Origin of the sequence: Aeromicrobium marinum DSM 15272, assembly GCF_000160775.2 — a bacterium.
Classification (GTDB): Bacteria; Actinomycetota; Actinomycetes; order Propionibacteriales; family Nocardioidaceae; genus Aeromicrobium; species Aeromicrobium marinum.
Window position 1 is genome coordinate 723237 of the sequence record NZ_CM001024.1, and the last position, 17221, is coordinate 740457.

Here is a 17221-nt window from a genome sequence, read left to right on the forward strand (position 1 = left end):
CCGATCGCATGAGGCATACTGGCCCGGGACGGTGACAACACGGTCGCGCAAGGAGAGGGAGTCATGACGGACTCAGACCAGAACCCGGCGTCCGATCGCATGCGATCGGACCCCCTGCAGGTCGCCGCGGACGTCCTGAACAGTCGGGACAGCGACGAGGCCGAGGCCACTGCTGCAGCGGACGAGGACCGATCCCTGAGCCCGCGCGAGCGGCGGGCCGCGGCTCGTGCTGCCAAGGCTGCTGCCCTCGAACAGCGTCGCCAGGAGCGAGCCGCAGCGCGCGCGCAGCGCGGTCGCCGTGGGGCCAGGGCCGACGACTCCCAGGACACCGACCCCGATGACGGCGACGAGTCCACGTCGCACGAGGAGCCCTCCGCCGAGACCGCTTCGGCGTCCGACGACCACCGGGCCGACGAGAAGCCGGCCGAGCAGACCCTTGCGCAGAAGCTCGAGGCCGCCCGGTCCGCAGCCTCGACGCCGCCCGACCAGATCGCTGCCGAGCTCGACGCCGACCCGGTCGTCGTCGAGGACGACGGACTGCCGAGCTGGTCGTCGTGGTCCCGTCCGGAGCCGGAGCCCGAGAAGCCGGCCGAGATGACGCTCGGATCGCGCCTGGCCGCGTTGCGAGCCCCGGTGACCGCCGCACAGGCCGCCGCCGAGACGCCGGACGCCGAGGTCGAGCCCGACGCCGACCCGCAGCTCGATGAGGCAGCCGGGTCCGCGCCGGAAGCTGGCGCCACGGTTCCGGAGCCCGAGCAGACGCCCGAGGTCGAGCCGGAGCCGGTCGCCGAGCCGGTGGCCGAGCAGGAGCCCGAGCCCGAACCGGTGGCCGAGCAGCAGCCCGAGCCCGAACCGGTGGCCGAGCAGCAGCCCGAGCCCGAACCGGTGGCCGAGCAGGCTCCGGCCGCATCGTCGGAGTTCACCTTCGACGCCGACCCGCCCGCGCAGCCTGCTGCCGGGCCGACCTTCGCCGAGAAGCTCGCGGCGGCGAGCGCCGCTGCTCAGCAGCGTGTCGCGGCTGCCCGTGCCGAGGCCTCGCGCCTGATGGACGAGGCTGCCCGCGAGCGGGCCGAGGTCGCCGCCAGGCTCGAGGCCGACGAGACCACCCAGCGGGAGCTGGCCCAGGCCACCCTCCGCGCGGCCGAGCAGGCGGCCGAGGAGCGCGTGGCCGCCGCCCGCTCCGAGGCCGACCGTGTCGCCCGCGAGATCGAGCGCGAGCGCGAGGCGGCCGCCGCCAAGATCGCCGAGCTCCAGCTCGCCGCCGACCAGCGGGTCGAGGCCGCACGCGCCGACGCCGAGCGGCAGGCCCAGCAGCGCATCGCCGAGGCCACCGCAGAGGCCCAGCGCCTCGCCGAGGAGTCCGAGGCCCAGGTCAAGGCCACGGCCGAGCGCCGCATGGCCGAGGCGGAGGCAGCAGCCGAGGAGGCCGCGCAACGTCGACTCGAGGCCGCCGAGGCCGATGCTCAGCGTCAGATCGACCAGGCACGTGCCGCGGCCGACGAGGTCGCACGCAAGGCTGCTGAGGACCGCGAGGCCGCCCTCGCGCAGCTGGGCCAGGAGCGGGCCGACGGTGACGCCCGTCTGGCCGAGGTCACCGCCGAGGCCGAGCGGATCGTCAAGGAGGCCGAGCAGTCGTCGGCGGCCCACGTCGCCGCCGCCAAGGCCGAGGCCGAGAAGTATGCGCAGGAGGTGGCGTCCGAGCGGGTCGCGATCGCCGTGCGCATCGCCGATGCCGAGCGTCAGGCCGAGGAGAAGCTGGTGGCGGCCAAGGTCGAGGCCGAGCGCCTGGCTTCCGCCGCCGCCGTCCGGCACGAGGAGGCTGCGGCCGAGCTGGCCCGCGAGCGCGACGAGGCGAAGCTGCTGGTCGAGCGCGCGAACGCCGAGGCGGAGAAGCTGGCTCGCGACGCAGAGGCGCAGCGCGTCGAGGCGGCAGCCCGACTGGCCGACGCCGAGCGGCAGGCCGAGGAACGCGTCCGGCTGGCCCAGGCGGAGGCCGAGCGGGTCGCTGCCGAGGCGGCGGAGGCCGCCCGGGTGGCCGCAGAGGCGCGGGCCGACGCCGAGCGTCGCCAGCACGCCGAGGCAGAGGCGGCCCGGCAGGACGCCGAGCGCAAGGTCGCCGAGGCCGAGCGTGACGCCGCCGAACGGGTGGCCCAGGCCCAGGAGGAGGCCCGCCGGGTCGCCGCGCAGGCCGAGGCGGACGCCCAGCAGCGGGTCGCCGAGGCGCGCGCCGAGGCCGAGCGACTCACCGCGGAGTCCAAGCGGGATGCGCAGGACCGGCTCAGCCGCGCGGTCGCTGCCGCGCGTGAGGCCGCCGAGCAGAAGCTGCAGGAGGCCGAGCGCACGGCCATGGAGTGGGTCGCTGCTGCCGAGGCGGAGGCCGAGCGGGTCGCGCAGTCCCACATCGTCATGGCCAACCAGTCGGCGAAGGAATCCAGCTTCGCTGCACCGGCGCCCGCCGTGGAGGAGTTCGTCGACGAGCCCGCCGCAGACCCCGAGCAGGACCAGCCTGATGCAGGCGAGACCGCCGAGGGCGAATCGCTCCGGGAGGTGAATGACGAGTCCGGAGCCCTCGCCCCCCCGACCAAAAAAAGAAACATCCGACGCAGCTGACCTGACCCGGGCCGACCCGATCGCCGCTGCCGCCGCGAGCTTCGCTGCGGCAGGAGAAGCCGTCGTTCCTCCCGAGGACGATCCGGAGGAGACCCCGCGGCGCCGGTGGGCGCCGTTCCGGGCGCCGACGGCCGGTGACATCGTCGCGGACGACGACGCCGATCAGTCCGCCGACGCCGAGGCGGACGACACCGGCACGCAGGAGGGTCTCGCGTCGGAGTCGACGGAGGCCCCGCAGGCGGTCGAGGACGTCCGGATCGACCTCACCGTGGTCGACGAGACCACGGGGGACGGCGATCCCGAGCCCGTCGAGCAGCTGACCCCGCGGCAGCGGGCTCTGCAGGAGCGACAGGTCGCGCGGCGGGAGCGACAGGAGGCCCGCGCTGCGGCCGCTGTCGCCCGGCGCGAGGCCAAGATCGCCCGACGCGAGCAGCGGCGACGTGCCCCGAAGCCGGCCGTGCAGGAGACCGCTGACGACGCACCGGTGGACGCCGTGCCCGTCGAGGACGAGGCCGCCGTCGAGGAGGCCCTGGTCGAGGAGATCCTCGCGGTCGAATCGACCGAGCCGGAGCCGGAGCCGGAACCGGAGCCGGAGCCGGAACCTGAGCCGGAGCCGGAGCCGGAGCCCGAGCCGGAGCCGGAGCCCGAGCCGGAGCCGGAACCTGAGCCGGAGCCGGAGCCGGAGCCGGAGCCCGAGCCGGAACCCGAGCCCGAGCCGGAACCCGAGCCCGAGCCGGAACCCGAGCCCGAGCCGGAACCCGAGCCGGAGCCCGAACCTGAGCCGGACCCCGAGCCCGAACCGGTCGAGGTCCGCGACACGGGCGACGAGCGAGCCGCCCGCAAGGCCGAGAAGCTCGAGGCCAAGCGGCAGGCGGCCGAGGAGCGCGCGGCCCGCAAGGCCGGCGCCGCGGCGGACAAGCTGCGTCGCCGCGAGGAGAAGCAGCAGGCCAAGGCTGCCCAGGTCGCCGAAGCCCGTCACGACGAGGTGCCGGAACCTCCGGATCTCCCCGGTGGCAACGGCACCACGAAGAAGGCGCTCGCGGCCGCAGCCGCGGTCGTGGGCGCGGCGGGACTCATCTTCTCGGTCGTCCTGGCGGTCGGCGCCCTGATCGTGGCGCTGGGCGCCGACGGCGGAGGGTTCTTCGGCGCACTCGAGTCCGTGTGCAACGTGCTCACCGGTCCGCTGCAGGGTCTGGTCGACTTCAGCGGCACGAACGCCGACAAGAAGGAATCACTCGTCGCGTGGGGTCTGGGATCGATGATCTACCTCGTGGTGGGTCTGGCGGCACAGTCGGTGCTGCGGGCACGGGTCGAGGCCGCGCCCCGCTGACGGAGGCGACGGCGCACGGGCGGGCCCGGCCGTGTGACCCATGGCATGCGGCGCACGGGTCGCCGCTCGTGCTACGACTCGGTAGCATGCGGGTGAACCGGGCCGACTCCCGCCGCGGACGACGCAGTGGCAGAGTGGACCCGACAGCCATCGACGATGGCCGCGGTGCCGAAGCCCGGCTCCGTGATCCCCGAACGTCCCAGGAGGGTCCTCGTGACCAAGATCGTTGTGGCGGTCAAGTACGTGCCGGATGCCACGGCAGACCGCACCTTCACCTCTGACAACACCGTCGATCGCGAGGGCGTGGACGGTCTGCTGTCCGAGCTCGACGAGTACGCGGTCGAGCAGGCGCTGCAGGTCGTCGAGGCCGGCGAGGGTGAGGTCACCGTGCTCACGGTCGGCCCGGCCGACGCCGCCGACGCGGTCCGCAAGGCTCTCCAGATGGGCGCCGACGCAGGCGTCCACGTCGAGGACGACGCCATCGCCGGTTCCGACGCGTTCGCCACCTCCCTGGTGCTGGCCAAGGCCATCGAGAAGCTCGACTACGACCTGGTGTTCTTCGGCATGGCGTCGACCGACGGCGGCCTGGGCATCGTCCCGACGCTCGTCGCCGAGCGCCTCGGCCTGCCCGCCGTGACGTTCGCCTCGGAGGTCAGCGTCGACGGCGACACCGTCACCATCCGTCGTGACGGCGACGCCGCCACGCAGGAGATCCAGGCCAGCGGCAAGCTCGTCGTCAGCGTGACCGACCAGACCGGCGAGGCCCGCTACCCGTCGTTCAAGGGCATCATGGCTGCGAAGAAGAAGCCCGTCGAGAGCTGGAGCCTGGCCGACCTCGGTGTCGACGCCGGCGACGTCGGTCTCGACAACGCCTGGTCGGCCGTCGAGTCGTCCACGCCTCGCCCGCCGCGCACGGCCGGTGAGATCGTCACCGACGAGGGGGACGGCGGCTCCAAGCTCGTCGACTTCCTCGCCGCCAAGAAGTTCGTCTGAGAAGGAGCACGTCCATGACTGAAGTTCTCGTGCTGATCGATGCTCCCGAGGGCAAGGCCACCAAGCCGTCCCTGGAGCTCCTGACCATCGCCCGCCGCATCGGCGAACCGTCCGCCGTCGTCTTCGGCGGCTCGGTCCCGAGCACGCTCGCCGAGTACGGCGCCGAGAAGATCTACCAGTTCGACGACGCCGTCTACGACGAGTTCCTCGTGGCCCCCAAGGCCGAGGCCCTCTCGCAGCTCGTCGCCGAGAAGAGCCCGGCCGCCGTGCTCGTCCCGTCGTCCGCCGAGGGCAAGGAGATCGCCGCCCGGGTCGCCCTGCGCGCCGACTCCGGCCTGATCACCGACGCCGTCGACGTCCAGGTCGCCGACGGTGCCATCGTCACGACTCAGTCGGTGTTCGCCGGCAACTTCACCGTCGACGCCAAGGTCACCCAGGGCGTCCCGGTCATCGCGGTCAAGCCGAACTCGACCGCACCCGAGGCGGTCACGGGCGCCGGCACCGTCGAGGCCGTCACCTGTGAGGTCTCCGACGCCGCGAAGGGCGCCAAGATCACCTCCAGCAAGCCCAAGGAGGCCTCGGGACGTCCCGAGCTGACCGAGGCGGCCATCGTGGTCTCCGGCGGTCGTGGCACCGGTGGCGACTTCTCCGAGGTCGAGGCCTTCGCCGACAGCCTCGGTGCCGCCGTGGGCGCCTCGCGCGCCGCGGTCGACTCCGGCTGGTACCCGCACTCGTTCCAGGTCGGTCAGACCGGCAAGGTCGTGTCGCCCCAGCTGTACGTCGCCAACGGCATCTCCGGTGCCATCCAGCACCGCGCCGGCATGCAGACGTCCAAGACCATCGTCGCGGTCAACAAGGACGAGGAGGCGCCGATCTTCGAGCTCGTCGACTTCGGCGTCGTGGGAGACCTCAAGACGGTCCTGCCGCAGGCCACCGACGAGGTCGCCAAGCGCAAGGGCTGATCCGCTCCACGCACCACCCCACCGAACCCCCGGGCCTCGCGGTCCCGGGGGTTCGGTGCGTCCGTAGTCCCTCCGGGCCGGTCGGCATGGTTGCCTCGAACCAGGTGTCAGTTTGATGAAGTAGCCCGAAGTGACTACTCAGGTGGCTCTGCCCGGTGATAGGTATGGATGCTGCGCGCCCGGTACGGAAGCCGGGCGCCCCAGCATGACGACACAGGAGGAATCGGATGCGTCTCACTCGGCGTAATCGCCTGACGGGCCTGGTGGCGGCAGTCGCTGCCAGCAGCTTGGTCCTGGCAGCCTGCTCAGGCGGGGACGACAGCGGCGGAGGTGACTCCGACTCGTTCCAGATCGCCTACAACGGCGACGGCGGACACGACGCCTGGGTCGACGCGGTCTCCAACCAGCTGCGCAACAACCTGGACATCGACGCCTCGGGCCGCTCCTACGCGACCTTCGACGAGCTGCGCAACGACGTGGTCGACCGGACGATCACGACGGCCTTCCGCACCGGCTGGCAGCCGGACTACCCGTCGATCTACAACTACCTGCAGCCGCTCTACTTCACCGGAGCCGGCTCCAACGACGGCGACTACTCCAGCGAGGAGTTCGACGACCTCATGACGCAGGTCTCCGGCGCCCAGGAGCAGGCCGAGGCGTTCAGCCTGCAGGAGCAGGCCCAGGAGGTCCTGCTGCAGGACCTGCCGGCCATCCCGCTGTGGTACTCCAACGTCGCCGCGGTCGCCGCCCTCGACGTCGAGAACGTGTCCTTCACGTGGCAGAACCTGCCCGACTACGTGTCCATCAGCAAGCCCGAGGGCGGACCCATCACGGTCGACGGCTCGCAGCCGCAGAACCCGTTGGTGCCCTCGGCGACCAACGAGACCGGTGGCGGCAACGTCATCGACAACCTGTGGGAGGGCCTGGTCCGCTACGAGTCCGACGGCACCGCGGTCAACGCCGTGGCCGAGTCGATCACCTCCGAGGACAACCTCACCTGGACCGTGGTCATCAAGGACGGTCAGCAGTTCGCGGACGGCACCCCCGTCACGGCCAGCTCCTTCGTGGATGCCTGGAACTACGGCGCGGTGGGCTCCAACGCCCAGCTGAACTCGTACTTCTACTACCCGATCGCCGGATTCGACGAGGCGCAGGCCGACGAGGCCGACGGCCTGTCCGGTCTGACCGTGGTCGACGACTCGACGTTCACCATCGAGCTGAACCAGCCCGAGGCGAGCTTCCCGGACCGTCTGGGCTACTCGGCGTTCTACCCGCTGCCCGCGACGGCCTTCGACGACCTGGAGGCCTTCGGCCGCAACCCGATCGGCAACGGCGTGTACCGCCTGGCCGGCCCGGACGCCTGGGAGGACGACGTCCGCATCTCGCTGGTCCCCAACGAGAACTACGTGGGTGACGTCGTCCCGGCCAACGACGGCATCACCTTCACCTTCTACACGAACCTGGACGCCGCCTACACCGACGTGCAGGCCGGCAACCTCGACGTGCTGAAGACCGTGCCCGACAGTGCTCTGACGACCTACGAGACGGACGAGAACGTGCAGTCGTTCAACGTGCCCGGCTCGGTGTTCCAGTCGTTCACCATCCCGTTCTCGCTCGAGCACTTCGGCGACGACGAGGAGGGTCGTCTGCGTCGTCAGGCGATCAGCCTGGCGATCAACCGTGAGGAGATCACCGACGCGATCTTCAACGGCAGCCGCACGCCGGCGCGGGACTTCAGCTCGCCGGTCATGCCCGGGTACAACGACGCCCTGGAGGGCAGCGACGTGCTCGAGTTCGATCCCGAGCGGGCCAAGGACCTGTGGGAGCAGGCCAACGAGATCAACCCGTGGAACGGCTGACCCACCCGGTCTGACCCGTCCCGTCTGATCTGCACGACGGTCGCGTGGGGTGGCGCTGCGGCGCCACCCCACGCGACCTCTCGTGATCGGCAATCCCGGCCCAGGAGGCTCCCGTGTGGTGGTACGTCGGCAAGCGGTTGCTCCAGACCATCCCGGTGGTCCTCGGAGCAACGTTCATCATCTACGCGCTGGTGTTCCTGCGCCCGGGTGACCCGGTGGGTGCGTTGTTCGGTGACAAGCCGGTCAGCGAGGCCGTCAAGGCCCAGATCGAGATGCAGTACAACCTCGACAAGCCCTTCGTCGTGCAGTGGCTGTTGTTCCTCAAGGACGCGCTGACGCTCGACTTCGGCACCGCCTTCAGCGGCCGGCCGGTCACCGACCTGCTCGCGAGCGCCTTCCCGGTCACGTTGAAACTGGCCGGCATGGCCCTGGTCATCGAGATGGTGCTCGGCGTCATCGCCGGCACGATCGCCGGTCTGCGCCGGGGCAAGCTGTTCGACTCCACCATGCTCGTGACCTCGCTGCTGGTCATCGCGGTGCCGATCTTCGTGTTCGGCTTCCTGCTGCAGCTGATCGTCGGCGTCCAGCTGGGGTGGGCCCCGCCGACGGTGGGCGGCGAGGCCTCCTTCCGCAACCTGCTGCTGCCGGCCATCGTGCTGGGACTCGTCTCGTTCGCGTACGTGCTGCGCCTGACGCGCACCGCGGTCTCGGAGAACCTGACCGCCGACCACGTCCGCACGGCACGGGCCAAGGGCCTGTCCGAACGCACCGTGACCAACCGGCACGTGCTGCGCAACTCCCTGGTGCCCGTCGTGACGTTCCTCGGTGTCGACCTCGGCACGCTCATGGCCGGGGCGGTGGTCACCGAGGGCATCTTCAACATCCCCGGCGTCGGCGGTCTGGCCTTCGGGGCCATCCAACGAGGTGAGACCCCCACGATCGTCTCGGTCGTGACGGTGTTCGTGCTGATCTACGTCGCCACGAGCCTGATCGTCGACCTGCTGTACGCCGCACTCGACCCGAGGATCCGCTATGTCTGAGACTCCCCGCCCCGGTCAGGAGCGTTGGGTCGCCCCGCTGGAGGAGACGCCCCTGCGCGCGGTCGACTCCGTCGACGACGACGCCCCGCCCGAGAGCCAGTGGAAGGAGGCCTGGAAGCGGATGCGGGTCAACCCGCTGTTCTGGGTGTCCAGCGTGCTGCTGTTCCTGCTGGCGATCATGCTGGCGGTGCCCGGGCTCTTCACCAGCCAGGACCCGACCTTCTGCCAGCTCAGCGACTCGCTCGGCCCGGCGCGCAGCGGCCATCCCTTCGGCTTCAACCAGCAGGGCTGCGACGTCTGGGCCCGCACCCTCTACGGGGCGCGCGCCTCGGTGCTCGTCGGCGTGGTCACGACCCTCATCGTCGCCCTGATCGGCGTCGTGACGGGTGCCGTGGCCGGCTTCTACGGCCGCTGGCTCGACGCGGTGATCTCGCGGATCGCCGACATCTTCTTCTCCATCCCGTTGCTGCTCGCCGCGATCGTGACGCTCTCGGTGCTCAACAACGTCTTCCCGGACCGCGGCTTCTGGGGCGGCTGCATGGCGGTCATCCTGGCGCTGTCGTTGTTCGCGTGGCCCAGCATCACCCGGCAGATGCGGGCCGCGGTGCTCACGGTGAAGAACCTTGAGTTCGTCGACGCGGCCAAGGCGATCGGCGCGTCGCCGCGGGCCAACCTGGTGCGGCACATCGTGCCCAACTCGTTGGCGCCGGTGATCGTCACCTCGACCATCTCGCTGGGCATCTTCATCGTCACCGAGGCGACCCTGTCGTTCCTGGGACTCGGGCTGCCCAACCAGGTGATCTCGTGGGGCAACGACATCTCCGACGCGCAGGTGCTGGTGCGGGCCGGTGACAACCTCTCGGTCATGTTCGTGCCCGCCACCGCCCTCGCGCTGACCGTGCTCGCGTTCATCCTGCTGGGTGATGCGGTCAAGGACGCGCTCGACCCGAAGGCGAGGAAGTCATGAGCACCCCCCTGCTGGAGGTCCGCGACCTGAGCGTCGCCTTCCGCGACGGCAAGGATCTCGTCCCGGCGGTCAGCGGCGCCAGTCTGACCGTGTACCCGGGGCAGACCGTGGCCATCGTCGGCGAGTCCGGCTCCGGCAAGTCCACCACGGCGCACGCCGTGATCGGTCTGCTGCCGGGCACCGGAGAGGTCACCGGCGGCGAGATCCTGTTCGAGGGCAAGGACATCGCGCACGCCCGCAGACGTGACATCGTCGCCCTGCGCGGCTCGTCGATCGGGCTGGTCCCTCAGGACCCGATGTCGAACCTCAACCCGCTGTGGCGGGTCGGCCGGCAGATCAAGGAGTCGTTGGTCGCCAACGACGTCGCGACCGGCAAGGCCGCCGATCGGCGGGTCGTCGAGCTGCTCGAGGAGGCCGGCCTGCCCGACGCCGACCGGCGGGCGCGACAGTTCCCCCACGAGTTCTCCGGCGGCATGCGGCAGCGGGCGCTGATCGCGATGGGTCTGGCGGCGCGACCGAAGCTGCTGATCGCCGACGAGCCCACCTCCGCGCTCGACGTGACGGTGCAGAAGCAGATCCTCGACCACCTCGAGACGCTGACCGCCGACCTCGGGGTCGCGGTGCTGCTCATCACCCACGACCTGGGCCTCGCCGCGGAGCGGGCCGACCACCTCGTGGTGATGTACCGCGGTCGCGTGGTGGAGTCCGGTCCGGCCCTGGAGATCCTCACGGATCCGCGCCACCCCTACACCCGGCGCCTCGTGTCGTCGGCGCCGTCGTTGGCCTCGCAGCGGTTGTCGTCGCAGCAGGCCCGCACCGAGGTGCGCGAGGCCGCGACCGAGGTGCCCGGCACCGACACCGCGTCCACCCGCGACGACGTCATCGTGGTCGAGGACCTCACCAAGGTGTTCAAGCTCCCGGGCAAGGGGCCGTTCTCCTCGACCGACTTCACCGCGGTCGACGACGTGTCGTTCCGCCTGCCGCGGGGCACGACGACGGCGATCGTGGGCGAGTCGGGATCGGGCAAGTCCACCGTCGCCCGGATGGTGCTGGGGCTGCTGGAGCCGACCTCGGGAACGGTCAGGTTCGACGGCGTCGACGTCTCCACGGTGTCGGGCAAGGGCGCGCAACTGCAGCTGCGGCGTCGGATGCAGCCGGTGTTCCAGAACCCGTACGCCTCGCTCGATCCGATCTACACGATCTACCGCTCGATCGAGGAGCCCCTGCGCACCCATGGCATCGGCACCGACGCCGAGCGGGAGGCCAAGATCCGGCAGCTGCTCGACCAGGTGTCGCTGCCGACGACGGTCATGAGCCGGTTCCCGCACGAGCTGTCCGGCGGCCAGCGTCAGCGGGTGGCGATCGCGCGGGCCCTCGCACTCGATCCCGAGGTCGTCATCTGCGACGAGGCGGTGTCGGCGCTCGACGTGCTGGTGCAGGCGCAGATCCTGTCGCTGCTCAACGACCTGCAGGCCGAGCTGGGGCTCAGCTACCTGTTCATCACCCACGACCTGGCGGTCGTGCGGCAGATCGCCGACGACGTGCTGGTCATGCAGGACGGCCGGATCGTGGAGGCGGCGAGCGTCACCGAGGTGTTCGACTCCCCGCGGGAGCCGTACACCCGGGCGCTGCTGGACGCCATCCCGGGCGGTTCGATCCCCATCGGCGTGGTCGAGGCGGGCGACGACTAGCCACCGACCAGGGGGTGGGACGCCGGGTTGACTCGTTCGAACGCATGTTCGATCATGGGTGAGTGACGGTCGATCTCGAGGAGCTCAGGCAGCGGGTCGCCGCGCTCGAGGGGCGTGCCGGGGGTGCGGCCCTGCCCGTCCACCCCGCGCTGGCCGGGCTGGTCGCCCTGCGCGCCGGTGGCGTCTACGGGGTCGATGCCGCCAGTCTGCTCACCACGGTGCTGGCCGGCCCCTCGGCCCACGGGGCGTGGTGCGGCATCGTCGGCTCGGCCGATCTGGGGCTCGAGGCTGCCGCCGAGGCCGGTCTCGACCTCTCCCGGACCGTGCTGGTGCCCGACCCGGGCGATGCCTGGTTGGAGGTCACCGCGGCTCTGGTCGACGTGCTCGGCATCGTGGCGGTCCGGCCGCCGCGGTCGGTGCGTCCCGGTGACGCCTCGCGGCTCACCGCCCGGCTGCGCACCAGGGGTTCGGCGCTCGTCGTCTGGGGGGAGTGGCCGCGGTGCGACGCCCGCCTCAGCCTCGTCCGGTCGCACTGGTCGGGGGTGGGTGCCGGCCACGGCCGGTTGGTCGCCCGCCGAGCCGTGCTCGAGGTCCGCCAGGGTGCCGGTCCCGTCCGGCGCAGCGAGGTGTGGTGGCCCGCGGCCGATCTGGTGGCCCGCGAGGTCGAGCCGCCACTCACCGCCCCCACCCCGATCCGCCGTCCCGGCATGAGGAGCACGGCATGAGGACGCTCGCGGTGTGGTGCCCCGACTGGCCGGTCGTCGCGGCCCGGGTTCCGGTCACGGTCCCGGCCGCGGTCATCGCCGGGGGAGAGGTGCTGGCCTGTTCACCCGCGGCACGACTGGAGGGGGTCCGCCGTGGCATGCGACGCCGTGACGCCCAGTCGCGCTGTCCCGAGCTGACCCTGCTCGACCACCGGCCCGAGCTCGATGCCCGGGCGTTCGAGGAGGTGCTGGCCGCCATCGAGGACCTCACCCCCGGGGTGGCGCCGCTGCGACCGGGGCTGTGCGCCCTCCGGGTGCCTCCGCGGTACCACGGGGGTGAGCGTGAGACCGCCGCCGTCATCGCCGAGCGGGTCGTCGAGCTCGGTCTGTGGGACGTCCGCCTGGGCATCGCTGACGGCATGTTCGCCGCCGAGCAGGCGTCCCGCCGGGCTCTCACGCAGGACGTCCTCATCGTGGCGCCCGGTGGATCGGCCGACTTCCTGGCCGACCTGCCCGTCGAGGCGGCCGACGACACCGCCATGGTCGACCTGCTGCGCCGGCTCGGGGTCCGCACGTTGGGGGCGTTCGCCTCCCTCGCGGCGGGTGACGTCCGCACCCGGTTCGGTGACCACGGGATGCTCCTGCACCGGCTGGCGCGGGGCGAGGACCCGCACCCGATCTCCCGACGGTCGATGCCGCCGGAGTTCACGGCCGGTCTGACCCTGGAGCCCCCGGTCGAGCTGGTCGAGCCGATCGTCTTCAGCCTGCGTCGCACGGCGGAGTCCTTCGTGCAGCGACTGGCCGACCACCAGCTGGTCTGCACCGCGGTCACGGTCGAGGTCGACGCCGACGGCGCCCTCGCGTCCTCCCGCACGTGGCGCCACCCCCGGTGGTTCAGCAGTGTCGACCTGCTCGACCGGGTCCGGTGGCAGCTGCAGGGCACCGACACGGTGCGGGCGCCGGTCGATGCCGTCCGGCTCGTCCCGGAGGAGACCCACGGTCTGGGCGAGCACGCCGAGTCGTTGTTCGGTTCGGGACCCGATGCCGAGGTCGAACGGGGTGTCGCCCGGGTGCAGAGCCTCCTCGGGCACGACGCGGTGCAGGCGGTCGCGGTGCAGGGCGGTCGCGGGCCGGCCGACCGGCAACGACTGGTCCCGTGGGGCGAGCGTGACGACACCGGTCGTCCCGCCGGTCGGCCGTGGCCCGGGCGGCTCCCTGCCCCCGCGCCGGCCACGGTGTTCGACTCCCCGCCGGCCGCGGTCGTGGTGGGTGCCGAGGGCCAGCCGGTCGGCGTCAGTGGCCGTGGTGCGGTGTCGGCCGCCCCCGCCCGCTTCCGGGCCACCGCCGACGGTGACTGGCAACCGGTGGCCTCCTGGGCCGGTCCGTGGCCGGTCGACGAACGCTGGTGGGACGAAGCCGGAGCCCGACGGCTCGCCCGGTTCCAGGTCGTCGGGGTCGACGGCAGCGCCTGGCTGATGGTCGTCGAGGGCTCCCGGTGGTGGACCGAGGCCCGCTATGACTGACCCCACCCTCCCGCTGCCCCCCACCTTCCCGCTGGCCCACACCTTCCCGCTGGCAGTGACGTTTCTGCCCCGAAACCGCGCATTTCAGGGCAGGAACGTCCCTCCCAGCGGGGGCGGGAGGGAGGACTGATGGGGTGGAACAACCCCGACATGCCGTGGCGTGAGCTCGAACGCCGACTCAGCGGCGCGCCGCTCACCGACGAGCGTCCCGACGGGGGCGACGGTCCGGCGTTCAGCCGCAAGCGTCCGCGCTACGAACCGACACCGCTCGCCGGCCCGTCCGGTCCGGTCGTGCCGTATGCCGAGCTGCACTGCCACAGCCACTACAGCTTCCTCGACGGCGCCAGCGGTCCGGCCGACCTGGCCGAGGAGGCGGTGCGCCTCGGACTGTCCGCGCTGGCCCTCACCGACCACGACGGGTTCGCCGGAGCCCCGGTGTTCGCCGAGGCAGCCCAGGAGCACGGTCTCGCCACCGTGTTCGGCGCCGAGCTGTCCCTCGGCCTGCCCGGCCCGCAGAACGGGGTCGCCGATCCCGTGGGCACCCACCTGCTGGTGCTGGCCCGCGGGGCCGAGGGGTACCACCGGCTCGCCGCCGCCATCACCGACGCCCACCTGCACGGCGACGAGAAGGGCCGGCCGGTGTACGACCTCGACCAGCTGGCGGCACACGGTCGCGACCACTGGATCGTGCTCACCGGGTGCCGCAAGGGCGCGGTCCGCCATGCCCTGGCCACCGCCGGTGTGTCGGCCGCGGCGGCCGAGCTCGACCGGCTCACGGCACTGTTCGGTCTGGACCACGTGGTCGTCGAGCTCACCCACCACGGTCTGCCCGACGACAGCCGCCGCAACGACGCCCTGGCCTCGTTGGCCGCCGACCACGGCCTCCCGGTCGTCGCCACCGGGAACGTGCACCACGCCACCCCCGCCGGCGGGCGGCTCGCCGCCGCCATGGCGGCCATCCGGGCCCGCCGCAGTCTGGCCGATCTCGACGGCTGGCTGCCACCCTCGGGCGCGGCCCACCTGCGCTCGGGCGCCGAGATGCAGGCACGCTTCGCCCGGTACCCCGGCGCGGTGGCCCGGTCGGTCACCATCGCCGAGCAGATCGCCTTCGACCTGCGGTCGGTCACGCCACGGTTGCCCGTGCGCGGTGTGCCCGCCGGGCACACCAACCTGTCCTGGCTGCGTGAGCTGGCCGACCGTGGCATCGCCCGGCGGTACGCCCACGACCCCGGTCCCGCCCGCGAACGCATCGAGCGTGAGCTGGCGGTCATCGCCGACAAGGGGTTCGAGGGCTACTTCCTCATCGTGCACGACATCGTCCGCGAGGCACGCGAGCGCGGCATCCTCTGCCAGGGTCGGGGATCGTCGGCCAACTCCGCGCTCTGCTACGCCCTCGAGATCACGGCCGTCGACTCGATCCGCTACGGCCTGCCGTTCGAGCGGTTCCTGGCCTCCACCCGTGACGAGGAGCCCGACATCGACGTCGACTTCGACTCCGACCGGCGCGAGGAGGTCATCCAGTGGGTCTACGACACGTACGGGCGTCGCAACGCCGCCCAGGTCGCCAACGTCATCACCTACCGGCCACGGTCGGCGATCCGCGACGCGGCCAAGGCGCTGGGGTACTCCACCGGACAGCAGGACGCGTGGAGCAGGTCCGCCGAGCGGTGGGGTGGGCTGGAGCCCGACGCCGAGCTGCCGGCCCCGGTCGTCGAGCTGGCCGAGCAGCTCATGGGCTCGCCACGACATCTGGGCATCCACTCCGGCGGCATGATCCTGACGGAGCGTCCGATCGGCGAGGTGTGCCCCATCGAGCGGGCCCGCATGACTGACCGCACCGTGCTGCAGTGGGACAAGGACGCCTGCGAGTGGATGGGGCTGGTCAAGTTCGACCTGCTGGGTCTGGGCATGCTCGGCGCGCTCGACCACACCTTCGGCCTCGTCGAGACCCATCTGGGGGAGCGGTGGGGTCTGGACACCATCCCCAAGGAGGAGCCCGGCGTCTTCGACATGCTGTGCCGGGCCGACTCGATCGGGGTCTTCCAGGTCGAGAGCCGCGCCCAGATCGGCACCCTGCCCCGGCTGCAGCCGCGCAGCTACTACGACCTGGCGATCGAGATCGCCCTCATCCGGCCCGGCCCGATCCAGGGCGGTGCCGTGCACCCGTACATCCGCCGGGCCACCGGCCGTGAACCGGTGACCTACCCCCACCCCGTCCTCGAGCCCGTGCTGCGACGCACCAAGGGGGTGCCGCTGTTCCAGGAGCAGCTCATGCAGATGGCCATCGTGCTGGGAGGCTGCACCGGCGACGAGGCCGACCTGCTCCGCCGGGCGATGGGGTCCAAGCGCGGCATCGAGCGCATCGAACGACTCAAGGACCAGCTGTTCACCGGCATGGCCGAGCACGGCATCACCGGCGAGGCCGCCGACGCGATCTACGTCACGATCCAGTCGTTCGCCAACTTCGGGTTCGCCGAGAGCCACGCCCTCAGCTTCGCGCTGCTCGTCTATGCCAGCAGCTGGCTGAAGCTGCACTATCCGGCGGCCTTCCTCGCCGCCCTGCTGCGCAACCAGCCGATGGGCTTCTACTCCCCCCAGTCGCTCGTCGCCGATGCCCGTCACCACGGGGTGACGACGCGCGGCCCCGACATCGTCCGCTCGATGGCCACCGCCGATCTCGAGCCGCTCGACGCCCGGTCGGTGCGGGCCTCCGGCCTCGACTCCTGTCTGCATCGCGAGCAGCCGCCGATGACGCGGTTCGATCCCGACGGCGTCGACCCCACCACCACCCACCGTCGCGACGAGGGGCTCGCGGTCCGGCTCGGGCTCGACGCCGTGCAGGGCGTCGGTGCCGAGGTCGCGGCCCGGGTGGTGGCCGCCCGCGAGGAGCGACCCTTCGCCGACATGGCCGACGTGGCCCGTCGCACCGCCCTCACGGTCGCCCAGATGGAGTCGCTCGCCACCGCGGGAGCCTTCGACAGCTTCGGTCTCACCCGACGGCAGGCGTTGTGGAACGCCGGGTACACCGACCGTCCCGACCAGCTGCCCGGAACCGCCACCACGGCACCGCCGCCCACGCTGCCGGGCATGAGCGCGGTCGAGACCACGCTGGCCGATCTGTGGTCCACGCGGATCTCGCCCGACCGGCACCCGATGGAGCACCTGCGTGAGCTGCTGACGTCCGAGCAGGTGCTCTCGGTGGCGGGCGCCATGGCCGGCGAGCACGGCCGGCGGGTGCGGGTGGCCGGACTCATCACGCACCGGCAGCGGCCCATGACCGCCTCGGGGGTCACCTTCCTCAACCTCGAGGACGAGACCGGCATGCTCAACGTGGTCGTGCTCACCGAGGTGTGGGAGCGCAACCGTCGGGTCCTGCGCAACGCTGCGGGCGTGGTGATCCGGGGCATGCTGGAGATCACCGACGCCCGGGTGGTCAACCTGGTCGCCGAACGGGCCGACCGCATCGAGGGGCTGTACCCGGCGGCCGCCGGCCGGATCCCCGGCCGGCACCGCTCCCGCGACTACCAGTGACGTCCGCCCGC

The 17221-nt window shown here is 72.0% G+C and carries 11 protein-coding genes; all 11 read left to right on the plus strand.

The window, feature by feature from the left end:
• Window positions 1-63 precede the first annotated feature (63 nt).
• Window positions 64-2610, plus strand: a complete 2547-nt coding sequence (locus tag HMPREF0063_RS03885; protein ID WP_007077353.1) for a hypothetical protein — start codon at window positions 64-66, stop codon at window positions 2608-2610.
• Window positions 2552-3940, plus strand: a complete 1389-nt coding sequence (locus HMPREF0063_RS16760; protein ID WP_007077354.1) for a hypothetical protein — start codon at window positions 2552-2554, stop codon at window positions 3938-3940. Before HMPREF0063_RS03885 ends, HMPREF0063_RS16760 begins: the two co-directional genes overlap by 59 nt.
• Window positions 3941-4153: 213 nt before the next feature.
• On the plus strand, window positions 4154-4933 hold the full coding sequence (locus HMPREF0063_RS03895) for an electron transfer flavoprotein subunit beta/FixA family protein (protein ID WP_040320510.1): 780 nt from the start codon (window positions 4154-4156) through the stop codon (window positions 4931-4933).
• Window positions 4934-4947: 14 nt separating this feature from the next.
• Window positions 4948-5895 (plus strand): electron transfer flavoprotein subunit alpha/FixB family protein, encoded by a 948-nt coding sequence (locus HMPREF0063_RS03900; protein WP_007077356.1) that lies wholly within the window; start codon window positions 4948-4950, stop codon window positions 5893-5895.
• 263 nt (window positions 5896-6158) lie between these two features.
• Complete coding sequence (locus HMPREF0063_RS03905; protein WP_211208754.1) at window positions 6159-7754, plus strand: ABC transporter substrate-binding protein; 1596 nt, start codon at window positions 6159-6161, stop codon at window positions 7752-7754.
• Window positions 7755-7867: 113 nt separating this feature from the next.
• On the plus strand, window positions 7868-8794 hold the full coding sequence (locus HMPREF0063_RS03910) for an ABC transporter permease (protein ID WP_007077358.1): 927 nt from the start codon (window positions 7868-7870) through the stop codon (window positions 8792-8794).
• Window positions 8787-9761 (plus strand): ABC transporter permease, encoded by a 975-nt coding sequence (locus HMPREF0063_RS03915; protein ID WP_007077359.1) that lies wholly within the window; start codon window positions 8787-8789, stop codon window positions 9759-9761. Before HMPREF0063_RS03910 ends, HMPREF0063_RS03915 begins: the two co-directional genes overlap by 8 nt.
• Entirely contained in the window at window positions 9758-11452 is a 1695-nt protein-coding gene (locus HMPREF0063_RS03920) for a dipeptide ABC transporter ATP-binding protein (protein WP_007077360.1), read from the plus strand. Before HMPREF0063_RS03915 ends, HMPREF0063_RS03920 begins: the two co-directional genes overlap by 4 nt.
• Before the next feature lie 62 nt (window positions 11453-11514).
• Window positions 11515-12177 (plus strand): hypothetical protein, encoded by a 663-nt coding sequence (locus tag HMPREF0063_RS03925; RefSeq protein WP_007077361.1) that lies wholly within the window; start codon window positions 11515-11517, stop codon window positions 12175-12177.
• The gene (locus HMPREF0063_RS03930) at window positions 12174-13679 is read left to right on the plus strand and encodes a DNA polymerase Y family protein (RefSeq protein WP_007077362.1); all 1506 of its coding nucleotides are present in this window, start codon (window positions 12174-12176) and stop codon (window positions 13677-13679) included. The genes HMPREF0063_RS03925 and HMPREF0063_RS03930 overlap by 4 nt, the downstream gene beginning before the upstream one ends.
• A gap of 129 nt (window positions 13680-13808) precedes the next feature.
• Window positions 13809-17210 (plus strand): error-prone DNA polymerase, encoded by a 3402-nt coding sequence (locus tag HMPREF0063_RS03935; protein ID WP_007077363.1) that lies wholly within the window; start codon window positions 13809-13811, stop codon window positions 17208-17210.
• Window positions 17211-17221: the final 11 nt, after the last annotated feature.

Excerpts from the sequence above, each read along its gene's own strand:
- HMPREF0063_RS03900 (WP_007077356.1), top strand. The coding sequence starts at position 4,948 with ATGACTGAAGTTCTCGTGCTGATCGATGCTCCCGAGGGCAAGGCCACC.
- HMPREF0063_RS03885 (WP_007077353.1), top strand. The coding sequence starts at position 64 with ATGACGGACTCAGACCAGAACCCGGCGTCCGATCGCATGCGATCGGAC.
- HMPREF0063_RS03920 (WP_007077360.1), top strand. The coding sequence starts at position 9,758 with ATGAGCACCCCCCTGCTGGAGGTCCGCGACCTGAGCGTCGCCTTCCGC.
- HMPREF0063_RS03915 (WP_007077359.1), top strand. The coding sequence starts at position 8,787 with ATGTCTGAGACTCCCCGCCCCGGTCAGGAGCGTTGGGTCGCCCCGCTG.
- HMPREF0063_RS03935 (WP_007077363.1), top strand. The coding sequence starts at position 13,809 with ATGGGGTGGAACAACCCCGACATGCCGTGGCGTGAGCTCGAACGCCGA.
- HMPREF0063_RS16760 (WP_007077354.1), top strand. The coding sequence starts at position 2,552 with ATGACGAGTCCGGAGCCCTCGCCCCCCCGACCAAAAAAAGAAACATCC.
- HMPREF0063_RS03930 (WP_007077362.1), top strand. The coding sequence starts at position 12,174 with ATGAGGACGCTCGCGGTGTGGTGCCCCGACTGGCCGGTCGTCGCGGCC.